Raw genomic sequence first — 12,805 nt, forward strand, 5'->3', positions numbered from 1 at the left:
CATGTCCCAGTTGCCATCCTTGAGCCAGTTACGCGACCCCAAAGCCTTCCTGCGCCGCCATTTGGGGCCCGACGCCGCCGAACAGCAGGCGATGCTCGATAGCCTTGGCCTCGGCAGCCGGGCCGAACTGATCGAGCAGACGGTGCCGCCGGGCATTCGTCTGAATCGGGCGCTGGATTTGCCGCCAGCCCTCGACGAACAGGCGGCGCTCGCCAAGTTGCGCGGTTATGCCGAGCAGAACCAGGTGTGGACCAGCCTGATCGGCATGGGCTACCACGGCACGCTGACGCCGACGGTCATTCTGCGCAACGTGCTGGAAAATCCCGGCTGGTACACCGCGTACACCCCGTATCAACCGGAGATCGCCCAAGGCCGTCTCGAAGCGTTGCTGAATTTCCAGCAACTGACCATCGACCTCACCGGCCTTGAACTGGCCAACGCTTCGTTACTCGACGAAGCCACTGCCGCTGCGGAAGCCATGGCTTTGGCCAAACGCGTGGCGAAGTCGAAGAGCAATCTGTTTTTCGTCGACGAGAACTGTCATCCGCAGACCATTTCCGTGGTGCAGACCCGCGCCGAAGGTTTCGGCTTCGAGCTGATCATCGACGCTGTGGATAACTTGAAGCAACACCAGGTGTTCGGTGCGTTGCTGCAGTATCCCGACACCCATGGCGAGATTCGCGATCTGCGCCCGGTCATTGATCAGTTGCACGCGCAGCAGGCGCTGGCCTGCGTTGCGACGGATCTGTTGAGCCTGTTGTTGCTGACGCCGCCGGGTGAGCAGGGCGCGGATGTGGTGTTCGGCTCGTCCCAGCGCTTTGGCGTGCCCATGGGATACGGCGGCCCGCACGCGGCGTTTTTCGCCAGCCGCGATGAATACAAACGGGCGATTCCGGGGCGGATCATCGGCGTGTCAAAAGACGCTCGAGGCAATGTGGCGTTGCGCATGGCCCTGCAAACCCGTGAGCAACACATTCGTCGCGAGAAGGCCAACTCGAACATCTGCACCGCGCAGGTACTGCTGGCCAACATCGCCGGTTGCTACGCGGTGTATCACGGGCCGCAAGGCTTGAAACGCATCGCCCAGCGCGTGCATCGGCTGACCTGCATTCTGGCGGCGGGCCTTGAGCGCCACGGGATGCAACGGGTCAACGGGCAGTTTTTCGACACCCTGACCCTCGACGTCGGCGGCGCGCAGAGCGCGATCATCGACAGCGCCAGGGCAGCGCAGATCAACCTGCGGATTCTCGGGCGCGGTCGAGTGGGGCTGAGCCTCGATGAAACCAGCGATGAAAGCACAGTGGCCAGGCTGTTCGATGTACTGCTGGGTGCTGATCATGGGCTGAACGTCGAGCAACTGGACGCAGAAACCCTGGTGTCTGGCATCCCCGACACCCTCCAGCGCAAGACGCCTTACCTGCGGCATCCAGTGTTCAATGCTCATCACAGCGAAACCGAGATGCTGCGCTACCTCAAACAACTGGAGAACAAGGATCTGGCGCTCAACCAGTCAATGATCCCGCTGGGCTCCTGCACCATGAAACTCAACGCCACCAGCGAGATGATCCCGATCACCTGGCCGCAATTTGCCAACCTGCACCCGTTCGCGCCGCGGGAGCAGGCGGTCGGTTACACCTTGATGATCGAAGAACTGGAACGCTGGTTGTGCGCGATTACCGGGTTCGAGGCGATCTGCATGCAGCCCAACTCCGGGGCTCAGGGCGAGTACGCCGGGCTGCTGGCGATTCGCAAATATCACGAGAGCCGGCAGCAGGGCGCGCGGGATGTCTGCCTGATTCCGTCGTCGGCTCACGGCACCAATCCGGCTTCGGCGCAGATGGCCGGGATGCGCGTGGTGATCGTCGAGTGCGACGAGGCGGGCAACGTCGATCTCGAGGATTTGAAGGCGAAAGCGGCGGAGGCCGGGGACAAGTTGTCGTGCCTGATGGCGACCTATCCATCGACCCATGGAGTGTACGAAGAGGGCATCAGCGAGATCTGTGACGTTATCCACAGGCACGGCGGTCAGGTGTACATGGACGGGGCCAACCTCAATGCACAGGTCGGGCTGACGCGACCGGCGGACATCGGCGCCGATGTGTCGCACATGAACCTGCACAAGACGTTCTGCATTCCCCACGGTGGCGGCGGACCGGGCATGGGGCCGATCGGCATCCGTGCGCATCTGGCACCGTTCGTCGCCAATCACCCGGTGGTGCCCATCGACGGGCCGCTGGCGCAGAACGGCGCGGTCAGCGCAGCACCGTGGGGCAGTGCGAGCATTCTGCCGATCAGCTGGATGTACATCGCGATGATGGGGCCGCAATTGGCGGATGCCAGCGAAGTGGCGATTCTGGCGGCGAACTACCTGGCGCAACATTTATCCGGCGCCTTCCCGGTGCTCTACACCGGGCGCAACGGCCGCGTGGCCCATGAATGCATTCTCGATTTGCGGCCGTTGAAGGCGCAGACCGGAATCAGCGAAGAAGACGTTGCCAAGCGCTTGATGGACTACGGCTTCCACGCGCCAACCATGTCGTTTCCGGTGCCGGGGACGTTGATGGTCGAGCCGACCGAGAGCGAATCGAAAGCGGAGCTGGACCGCTTTATCGGCGCGATGCTGAGTATTCGCGCGGAAATCACCGAAGTGCAGAACGGCAACTGGCCGACGGAAGACAACCCGCTCAAGCGCGCGCCGCATACTCTGGCGGATGTCACCGGGGTGTGGGAGCGGCCTTACAGCCTCGAACAGGGCATCACCCCCGATGCGCACACCAAGGCGCATAAATACTGGCCGGCGGTGAACCGGGTGGACAACGTTTATGGGGATCGCAATCTGTTTTGCGCCTGTGTTCCGGTGGACGATTACCGCTGATCTCCCTGTGCCCCCCCGCTTCATTGCAGGCTCACTCCTGCAGAGGTTGTGTGGTGAACAGGGAATTACAGGCAAAAAAATGCCGCTCAATCGAGCGGCATTTCTATCGGTGCCAGGCTTACTCGGACGCTACCGCATTCTTCGCCAGAATCGCGTTCGCCAGTTCCATGTCCGTGGCCTGCAGGCCCGGGTTGTCGGCGCGGACTTTCTGCATCGCGGCTTCCAGGTACGGCCCGCGGATACCGCCATCGCTGGCGACGAAACTGCCGGCATCGTCCTGCGCGGCGATGATCAGCTTGTGATCCTTGAAGGTCAGGTAGGTCGAGCCGGTGGTGGCACCGGACGAGATGACGTTACGCCAAAAGCTGTCCGCCATGGCCGAACCAACGGGAAGGGACAGCAAGGCCAGCGTGGCAACAGCAAGTTTGAGACGCATGATGAGGTGACTCCTGGGGGTTAACTACGGCGTTGGATCGTTGTTCCCCGATCCGGTTCCGTGACGGGTTATTTCTGCTCGCTCTGGGGGGTCACCCGCAGCACTTCCTCGATGGTCGTCAGGCCGGCGGCGACTTTCTGCGCGCCGGACAACCGCAAGCTGCGCATGCCTTCCTTGAAGGCCTGGCGACGAATCGCGGTGAGGTCGGTGTCCGGGGTGATGAAGGCTTTGAGGCTGTCGCTCAATTGCATGATCTCGTAGACCCCGGCGCGGCCGTGATAACCGGTGTCGCGGCATTCCGGGCAACCGATGGCGCACTGCGCATTACCCGGCAGCGGCGCTTGCCAGGGCCGGGTCAGGGTTTGCCAGTCCTCCTCGGCGAGTGTCAGTGGCGCCTTGCAGTGTGGGCACAAGGTGCGCACCAGACGCTGCGCCATGACCCCGAGCACCGTGGCTTTGATCAGGTAGTGCGGCACGCCGAGTTCCAGCAGGCGACTGATGGCGCTGGGCGCGTCGTTGGTGTGCAGGGTCGACAGCACCAGATGCCCGGTCAGTGCGGCCTGAATCGCCATTTCGGCGGTTTCCAGATCGCGGATCTCGCCAATCATGATGATGTCCGGGTCCTGCCGCATCAGCGCACGCACCCCGGCGGCAAAGCTCAGGTCGATGTTGTGCTGCACCTGCATCTGGTTGAACGTCGGCTCGACCATCTCGATCGGGTCTTCGATGGTGCACAGGTTGACCTCCGGCGTCGCCAGTTTTTTCAGGGTGGTGTAGAGCGTGGTGGTCTTGCCCGAACCGGTCGGTCCGGTGACCAGAATGATGCCGTTGGGCTGGCGGGTCATGTCTTGCCAGCGGCGCAGGTCGTCGGCGGAAAAGCCAAGCTGATCAAAGTCCTTGAGCAGCACCTCCGGGTCAAAAATACGCATGACCATTTTTTCGCCGAACGCGGTGGGCAGGGTCGACAGGCGCAGCTCGACCTCGCCGCCGTCCGGGGTCTTGGTCTTGACCCGGCCGTCCTGGGGTTTGCGCTTCTCGGCGACGTTCATCCGCCCGAGGCTTTTCAGGCGGCTGACGATGGCCATGGTCACCTGCGGCGGGAATTGATAGACGTTGTGCAGTACACCGTCGATGCGAAAACGCACCGTGCCCTGTTCGCGGCGCGGTTCGATGTGGATATCGCTGGCGCGCTGCTGGAAGGCGTACTGGAACAGCCAGTCGACGATATTGACGATGTGCGCATCGTTGGCGTCCGGCTCCTGATCGCTGGCGCCGAGATTGAGCAACTGTTCGAAATTGCCGAGGTTGCCGCTCTGCGCGTCGGCATTGCTGGCGCCGCTGACCGATTTGGCCAGGCGGAAGAATTCGACGCTGAAACGCTGGATGTCCACCGGGTTGGCGACGACCCGTTTGATCGGCAGCTTCAGTACATGGGTCAGGTCGGCCTCCCAGCCGTTTACATAGGGTTGTGCGCTGGCCACGGTCACCGAATCGCGATCGACCGCCACGGCGAGGATCCTGTGCCGCTGGGCGAACGCGTAGGACATCAGCGGGGTGATGGCGGCGACGTTGATTTTCAGCGGATCAATGCGCAAGTACGGCTGGCCGGCCTGTTGCGCCAGCCACAGGGTCAGGCTTTCCAGGTCCAGGTGTTTGCCCGGACGGCTGAGGTCGTCCAGTTGCTGGCTGGCAATGAACTCCAGTGGATGCATCTGACCCTGAGCGGCGTGGCGACGGCGCGCGTTCAGCGCCTGCTCCGCCGAGTCCTGGCTGATAAACCCTTGGGCGACCAGTTCACGCAAGACATCGTTGAGTTCCAGCCAGCGGTCCTGAGTGGCGAGTTGAACGGACATGCGGGCTCCTTTTGAACGTCAGTTCGCAAAGGATAGCCGTGGCCTCGCAGACCGTTGGGCCACTACCTGACCAAGCCGTTGCCGGATTTGTCAGCCAGCCGCCTGTGCGGGCGCATCCCACGCCCCGTCGGTGTTTTGCAGATTCACCGAGCACACGCTGATCAGGTTACGAAGTTTTTCCCCGATCACCTGGGCGCGATGCCAGCTCAGGCCCCCCATGACGATGTCGATCGACAGCAGATCGTCGAGCCGCTGCACGTTGACCTGTTCGGGGGTGAGGAACTGCAGCGCGAACAGGTTCAGCACACGCACCAACAGATCCGGCTCGGCTTCGGCAAGCAGTTGGTAGTGCGCCAGGCAGTGGGCGTTGTTGACATGCCAGACGTCGGCACGGGTGGGGAGGCTGTTGACGGCTTCGAGGTGCGGCATGGCGGGGCTCCAGAATCAGTGGAGGAATTTTTACATTCGGCGCCGGGCATTTCTTGGCTAAGATCGGTGTTATTGACGATTGATCGACCTGATCAATTCGCAAATTCTTATATCTGAGGTTTTTCTATGCACAGCGAGCTGGACGCCTACGACCGCAAGATACTCGCGTTGCTGCAAGAGGACGCTTCGCTGTCCAGCGCGCAGATCGCCGAGCAGGTGGGGCTGTCGCAGTCGCCATGCTGGCGAAGGATTCAACGGATGAAGGAGGAGGGGATCATTCGTGGCCAGGTGACCTTGCTCGACCGCAAGAAGATCGGGCTGAACACGCAGATTTTCGCCGAGATCAAACTCAACGCGCATGGGCGTTCCAACTTCACCGAGTTTACCGAGGCGATTCGCGGTTTTCCGGAAGTGCTGGAGTGTTATGTGCTGATGGGCGCGGTGGACTTTCTGTTGCGCATTGTTGCGGCGGATATCGAAGCGTATGAGCGATTCTTTTTCGAGAAGCTGTCGCTGGTGCCTGGGATTCAGGAAGTGAACTCGATTGTGGCGTTGTCGGAGATCAAGTCCACGACCAGCTTGCCGGTTTGAGATTGAGCGGTTGTTTGGCTGGCCTCATCGCTGGCAAGCCAGCTCCCACAAGGTTCAGTGTTGGAATGCAGATAGCGTTTCAACACAAGACCTGTGGGAGCTGTCTTGCCAGCGATGGCGGACTTACATGCGCAGCAGCATTTTCCAGGCACGATTCTGGTAAACCGCAATCGCCTGCTGCTTGCGCGCATCGAGCAGTTCGTCAGTGATCGTCGGCTCGTTGGCCAGTTGCGCCAGTTTGTTCAGTTCGCCGTACAGGCGATCCATTTCCGGGATCTCCAGCACGTTACGCGCGTGGTGCAGCCAGACCTGGATGCGCTCGATGCGCGGCAGTTGCTCGGCCAGATCTTCCGGCTGTTGCTGATAGCGCTGCAGTTGCAGGGCCGTGGCTTCTTCGCCCAACAGGCGCGGCAGCCAGCTGTGCAACTGAGCGCCACCCTGACGGTTGCCACGAACGTTGCGCTCGGCGGTCCAGGTGCGGGCCAGCAGCCAGCGCGAGGTGGTCAGCGAGAACAGGCCCCAGCGTGGGTCTTCCAGCTCTTCGAGGAATTGTTCCGGCGCCGCTTTGCGCACGTCTTCGTCTTCGATACCGACCTGAACCAGCGGGCGCCAGTCTTCGAGCAACGCATCCAGCGCCACGCGCAGATCGTGCGTCGACGGTCGCGGCGCAGCCTGGCCGAGGCTGCTGAGCAGGGCACGCATTTCCGCGAGGTTTTCGACCCAGTCCTGCAGCAGGCGCCAGTGGCCGTTGAAGCGATACTGTTCAGCCAGACGCTGACTGCTGCCAAGCAGATGCCAGCAAAGTGCGGCGAAGGCATCGTCGAGTTGGGTTTCCGGGGTCAGTTGCGGCGCCGGCAGGCTCAGCGAGTAGCTGTTGGCGTCGTACAGGCGGTAGCCGCGTTCGGCCTTGCTGATGTCGCACGGCATCAGGGCCAGGGTTTCGGCCAGTTCGGCGGCCAGTTCCAGCAGCGCGGCAGGCTCGCCTTCGCGCAGTTCCAGTTCCAGCTCGCAGATTTCTTCTTTCTGTTTGCCGACCACCACATGACCGAGGTCCAGCGCGGCCTCGATGACCACTTTGGCCTTGCCGCGGCCCCAGGCGATTTCCGCGCGCTCGCGGACGAAATCGGTGGTGAAGATCGGTTTCAGGGTTTTCTTGTCCAGCTCGGCCAGCGACTCGGGCCAGCATTCGCCGTCGAGTTTTTTCACATCGAGCTTGGCTTTGGGCAACTTCCAGTCGTACTCGTTACGCTCGGACAGACCGGCGATGCTCTGGCCGCGCGTCTTGAGGGTCTGAATCACTTCGTCACCGTCCTTGCGCAGGCGCAGGGCGACTTTGGCCTGGGCCAGGTCGCGCTCGGGGGTGTCGAAGTACTGGTTCATCAACTCACGGCGTTCCCAGCCATTTTTGTTGCGTTTTTTCAGTAGCGGGTGCTCGCGCAGGGCGGCGAGGGTTTCGCGGCTGACGCGGAGTTTGATTTCGGTTTCTTTCTGCATGGCCGGAAAATCCAGGATCGGGAGCGCAGCCGGGGGAATGTGTGGCTGCCAAGGTCGTGCAGTGTACAGGACTCAAACTTCCTACGCCCTGCGGCGGTTTATTCCTGGCGCCGGATGGCTCTATGATGGACTTCAATTCGGGAGTTGGAGTCAGCGATGCCTTTGCCGTCCATGAAAGACCAGTTCGCCGCGCTGATTGCCGCGCCGTCGGTCAGCTGTACCCAACCGAACCTGGACCAGTCCAACCGGGCGGTGATCGACTTGCTCGCCGGATGGCTGGGCGAGCTGGGGTTCAGTTGCGATATCCAGCAGGTCAGCCCCGGAAAATTCAATCTGCTCGCCAGTTTCGGCAGCGGCCCGGGCGGACTGGTGCTGGCCGGGCACAGCGACACGGTGCCGTATGACGATGCGCTGTGGCAGACCGATCCGTTGAAACTCACCGAAGTCGATGGCCGCTGGGTCGGGCTGGGCAGCTGCGACATGAAGGGCTTCTTCGCCCTGATCATCGAAGCCGTGCAGCCGTTGCTCGACCAGCCGTTCCGGCAACCGCTGCTGATTCTCGCCACTTGCGATGAAGAAAGCTCGATGTCCGGCGCCCGTGCGCTGGCCGAGGCCGGGCATCCCATCGGGCGCGCGGCGGTGATCGGCGAGCCGACCGGGCTCAAGCCGATCCGCATGCACAAGGGCATCATGATGGAGCGCATCGACATCCTCGGGCAGAGCGGCCATTCGTCGGATCCGCGCCTGGGGCACAGCGCCCTCGAGGCGATGCACGATGCCATCGGCGAACTGCGTGGCCTGCGTCTGTTGTGGCAGCGTGAATTCAACAACCCGCAGTTCAGCGTGCCGCAACCGACGCTGAACTTCGGCTGTATTCATGGTGGCGACAACCCGAATCGCATCTGCGGCCAGTGTTCGCTGGAGTTCGACCTGCGCCCGCTGCCGGGCATGGACCCGAAAGTCCTGCGTGCGGAGATTCTGCGCAAGCTCAATCCGGTGGCCGAACGGCATCAGGTGAAGATCGACTACAAGCCGTTGTTCCCGGAAGTGCCGTCATTCGAGCAGGCTGCAGACGCCGAACTGGTGCGCATCGCGGAAAAGCTTACCGGTCACAGTGCCGAAGCAGTAGCGTTCGGCACCGAAGCACCTTATCTTCAGCGCCTTGGTTGCGAAACCATCGTGCTCGGCCCCGGCGACATCGCCTGTGCGCACCAGCCCGGTGAATACCTTGAAATGTCACGTTTGCAGCCTACCGTGCATCTACTGCGGCAGTTGATTGAACATTACTGCCTGACAACGGGTACAGCTTCGCAGGAATGAAAGTGAACACTTGTAGGAGTGAGCCTGCTCGCGACAGCGGTGAGTCAGTCACCGAAGATATTGACTGAAACTCCGCTATCGCGAGCAGGCTAACTCCTACAAGGGATTGTGTTTTGCCAGACTAAACGCTGTAAATTGCCTGCACCCCAACCCGTATTCATGAGGAGAGCGCGCGTGTCGCCAAGCCTGTTCCGACGATAACCATCAGCCCGCTGTGCGTTTTCCGTTTCGCCCCTATTTCCGGCTGCTATTTATTACAGGCCCAGGTTCATGCCCGAATACGTCAATTGGCTTCGCCACGCGTCTCCTTATATCAATGCCCACCGCGATTGCACTTTCGTCGTCATGCTGCCCGGCGACGGCGTGGAGCATCCGAATTTCGGCAACATCGTCCACGACATTGTCCTGCTGCACAGCCTTGGTGTGCGTCTGGTGCTGGTGCACGGTTCGCGCCCGCAGATTGAAACCCGCCTCGCCGCCCGTGGCCTGACCCCGCATTACCATCACGGCATGCGCATCACCGATGCGGCGACCCTGGAGTGCGTGATCGACGCGGTCGGCCAGTTGCGCATCGCCATCGAAGCGCGCTTGTCGATGGACATGGCTTCTTCGCCAATGCAGGGCTCGCGCTTGCGCGTGGCCAGCGGCAACCTCGTGACCGCGCGGCCGATCGGCGTGCTCGAAGGTGTCGATTATCACCACACCGGTGAAGTGCGCCGGGTCGACCGCAAAGGCATCAACCGCCTGCTCGACGAGCGCTCGATCGTGCTGCTGTCGCCGCTGGGCTATTCACCGACCGGCGAGATCTTCAACCTGGCCTGCGAAGACGTCGCCACCCGCGCCGCGATCGACCTGGGCGCTGACAAACTGCTGCTGTTCGGCGCCGACCTCGGTCTGATCGACGAGAACGGCAAACTGGTGCGCGAACTGCGTCCGCAACAGGTGCCGGCGCATCTGGCGCGGCTGGGCAACAACTATCAGGCCGAACTGCTGGATGCCGCCGCCGAGGCTTGCCGTGGCGGGGTGGCGCGCAGCCATATCGTCAGCTACGCCGAAGACGGCGCGCTGCTGACCGAGCTGTTCACCCGTGACGGTGGCGGCACGCTGGTCGCGCAAGAGCAATTCGAACTGGTGCGCGAGGCGGCGATTGAAGACGTCGGCGGCCTGCTCGACCTGATCAGTCCGCTGGAAGAGCAGGGGATTCTGGTGCGCCGTTCCCGTGAAGTGCTGGAGCGTGAGATCGAGCAGTTCAGCGTGGTCGAGCGTGAAGGCATGATCATCGCTTGTGCGGCGCTGTATCAGATCGCCGATTCGGATGCCGGCGAGCTGGCGTGCTTGGCGGTGAACCCGGAGTACCGCCATGGCGGTCGCGGTGACGAGCTGCTGGAACGCATCGAAACCCGTGCCCGGGCGCAAGGCCTGAAAACCCTGTTCGTCCTCACCACCCGCACCGCGCACTGGTTCCGCGAGCGTGGTTTTGAGCCAAGCAGCGTTGAACGCCTGCCAGCGGCGCGGGCGTCGCTGTACAACTATCAGCGCAACTCGAAGATCTTCGAAAAGACCCTCTGATTCATCAGGAATGGCGAGTGGGGGAGCGCTACAGGCTCCCCACATCGCTGCACCTGTTGTGCGAATGGATGGGCTGTCGGCAATCGGCAGAATAACCCGCCAATCTGAAACGCTCCTTCTGATTCCCGTCACTGCAAACATTGTCTGAAAAGGCTGGGTTCATTCCGGCAATGACGGCGGCCTCGCTGTGCATGAAAAAAAATCCATCGACACACAAACTGTAACAATTGATCCGGATAGTGCGCTGGGTTGACCGTTGGAGTGATGGAATTGTTTCCGGATTGCTTCAGTGCAAATCACCATAAACAGAGCGGTTTAATACTCTTCAGGAATTGACCGGGGCGTTGGCGTGGGGAGCGCCAGAGCTTGTAAATACGGGGTTTAAATTCCTAAAGGGTATTAGAAAAGAAGGTATCCATTCTTTTCAGTGTCATGACGAATTCATGAACCTGCATGGACCAAAAAAACGGAGATTAGACTATGGTCGTAGACACATAAGGTTACGATTGACTTGTGAGTCACGCTCTGGCGCTAATCGCTTACCTTCGAGACCCGGGCATCGATTCGGGCCAGGTAACAATAATTAGAAACGAGAGGAGCTTAACAATGAATAAGTCCACCTTGGCCTTGGCTGTGGCCTTTGGGGTATTGGCGCAGCAGGCAGGTGCCGCGGGTTTCATCGAAGACAGCAAGGCTTCCCTTAGTTCCCGCACCATGTATTTCAACAACGACAACCGCGATGGCGGCGCAGATCAGCGAGAAGCCGCGCAGGGTTTCAAGTTTGATTACCTGTCCGGTTTCACTCAAGGTACGGTCGGTTTTGGCCTTGATGTGCAGGCGCTCAGCGGTATTCACCTGGATGGTGGTCGTGGGCATCACCCAGACAATAACTCGTTCAATCCAAGTGACTCCGACGGTTCGGCCACGCAGTCCTGGAGCCGCATAGCGGGTAACGTCAAGGCACGTCTGTCCAAGACCGAAGCGCACCTGGGTGGCGCGCTGCAACCGAGCTTGCCGATTCTGGTCGCGAACGATAGCCGCCTGCTGCCTCAAACCTTCGAGGGTGGCACGATCACCTCCAAGGAAATCGACAACGTCACCTTCAACGCCGGTCAGCTTGAGCATGCCGTGGGCCGTGCCTCGTCAAACAGTACCGGCCTGGCAGTGGCCGGCGGTACCCAAGACAGTAATCAGTTCCGTTATGCCGGTGCTGACTGGAAGGTCACCAAAGACCTGACTCTGCAGTACTACCACTCGAACCTGCAGGACTATTACAAGCAGAACTTCTTCGGCCTGGTGCACGTCCTTCCGATCGACACCAATCAGTCGTTCAAGACCGATATCCGCTATTTTGACAGCAGCTCCGATGGCAAGAACGGGGACGCAGGCTACCGTTTCAATAACAACGGTGGTTATGCCAAGACTCCGGGCGAGGTCGACAACAAGACCTGGAGCGCCATGTTCACGTATACCTTGGGTGGCAACGCCTTCTTGCTCGGCCATCAACGCGTCAACGATGACGGTGGATTCGTCTACCTGAACCAGGGCAACGTGGTCGATGGCAACGGTCGCCCTGAAGGTGCCGGCGGCGCCAGTTTCTACCTGTTCACCGACTCCATGATTAACGGTTTCGTCCGAGCGGGTGAAAACACCACTTTCGGTCAGTACTCCTATGACTTCGCAGGTCTGGGTGTACCGGGTCTCAAAGCCTCGATCGCTTACCTGCATGGTGACAACATCAAGGCAACGAATGGCACCGGTAGCGATATGTCCGAGTGGGAACGCGACATGCGGATTGATTACACCGTTCAACAGGGCACGCTCAAAGGTTTTGGTGTGACCCTGCGTAACGGTGTTTATCGCGGCAGCCAAATCAATATTGCCGATCAGGACCAGACCCGTCTGATCTTCAACTACACCTACAGCTTCCTGTAACACGTCATTAAAAAAACCTTGCCGCTCGGCAAGGTTTTTTTTGCGCATTTTTTTATATTCCAAAATATAAGCTCTAGCGCATTTTTTATTCTTTTTATGTTCTCCGACGAATGCTTAAAGTAGACCCGTTCAGCGTTCAAAAGACGCTGCGGTGTTTTGGCATTTTCGTCCCTCGACAATTTGACGGGTTCAGGAATCGGTGTTGAAGCCGATACCTCCAGTCTGAGGTGCCTTCTATATGTCTTCGGGTTCTGAAAAAGAATGAAACAATTCTTTTGGGGACTATGCCGGGGTATCCTTTCG

9 protein-coding genes are annotated in these 12,805 nt (G+C 60.3%); 5 read left to right on the plus strand and 4 right to left on the minus strand.

What is annotated here, in order from left to right:
- The first annotated feature begins 1 nt into the window (after position 1).
- Positions 2–2,875 carry an aminomethyl-transferring glycine dehydrogenase gene (gene gcvP / locus PseuLF5_RS14120; RefSeq protein ID WP_340133800.1) on the plus strand — a complete coding sequence of 958 codons (2,874 nt, stop codon included), beginning with the start codon at positions 2–4 and terminating at the stop codon, positions 2,873–2,875.
- 118 nt (positions 2,876–2,993) lie between these two features.
- On the opposite strand, the gene PseuLF5_RS14125 is transcribed toward gcvP, so the two are convergent.
- The 3 genes from PseuLF5_RS14125 to PseuLF5_RS14135 form a co-directional block, all read right to left on the minus strand.
- Positions 2,994–3,314, minus strand: a complete 321-nt coding sequence (locus PseuLF5_RS14125) for a DUF2388 domain-containing protein (protein WP_171057234.1) — start codon at positions 3,312–3,314, stop codon at positions 2,994–2,996.
- Between the two features lie 65 nt (positions 3,315–3,379).
- Positions 3,380–5,164 carry a GspE/PulE family protein gene (locus tag PseuLF5_RS14130; RefSeq protein ID WP_340133801.1) on the minus strand — a complete coding sequence of 595 codons (1,785 nt, stop codon included), beginning with the start codon at positions 5,162–5,164 and terminating at the stop codon, positions 3,380–3,382.
- Positions 5,165–5,254: 90 nt separating this feature from the next.
- A complete protein-coding gene (locus PseuLF5_RS14135) occupies positions 5,255–5,593 on the minus strand; it encodes a hypothetical protein (protein WP_340133802.1) in 339 nt (112 codons plus the stop codon).
- Positions 5,594–5,719: 126 nt separating this feature from the next.
- On the opposite strand from PseuLF5_RS14135, the gene PseuLF5_RS14140 reads away from it, so the two are divergent.
- Complete coding sequence (locus PseuLF5_RS14140; RefSeq protein WP_064589724.1) at positions 5,720–6,184, plus strand: Lrp/AsnC family transcriptional regulator; 465 nt, start codon at positions 5,720–5,722, stop codon at positions 6,182–6,184.
- A gap of 123 nt (positions 6,185–6,307) precedes the next feature.
- On the opposite strand, the gene PseuLF5_RS14145 is transcribed toward PseuLF5_RS14140, so the two are convergent.
- Positions 6,308–7,678, minus strand: a complete 1,371-nt coding sequence (locus PseuLF5_RS14145) for a CYTH domain-containing protein (protein ID WP_128615869.1) — start codon at positions 7,676–7,678, stop codon at positions 6,308–6,310.
- 156 nt (positions 7,679–7,834) lie between these two features.
- On the opposite strand from PseuLF5_RS14145, the gene argE reads away from it, so the two are divergent.
- From argE to PseuLF5_RS14160, 3 genes are all read left to right on the plus strand, one after another.
- Positions 7,835–8,998 carry an acetylornithine deacetylase gene (argE, locus tag PseuLF5_RS14150; protein ID WP_123469686.1) on the plus strand — a complete coding sequence of 388 codons (1,164 nt, stop codon included), beginning with the start codon at positions 7,835–7,837 and terminating at the stop codon, positions 8,996–8,998.
- A 270-nt stretch (positions 8,999–9,268) separates the two neighbouring features.
- Positions 9,269–10,567, plus strand: a complete 1,299-nt coding sequence (argA, locus tag PseuLF5_RS14155) for an amino-acid N-acetyltransferase (protein ID WP_123469685.1) — start codon at positions 9,269–9,271, stop codon at positions 10,565–10,567.
- Between the two features lie 606 nt (positions 10,568–11,173).
- On the plus strand, positions 11,174–12,502 hold the full coding sequence (locus PseuLF5_RS14160) for an OprD family porin (protein WP_340133803.1): 1,329 nt from the start codon (positions 11,174–11,176) through the stop codon (positions 12,500–12,502).
- The last annotated feature ends 303 nt before the right edge of the window (positions 12,503–12,805 follow it).

It is taken from the genome of Pseudomonas sp. LF-5 (assembly GCF_037626295.1).
Lineage (GTDB): Bacteria > Pseudomonadota > Gammaproteobacteria > Pseudomonadales > Pseudomonadaceae > Aquipseudomonas > Aquipseudomonas monsensis.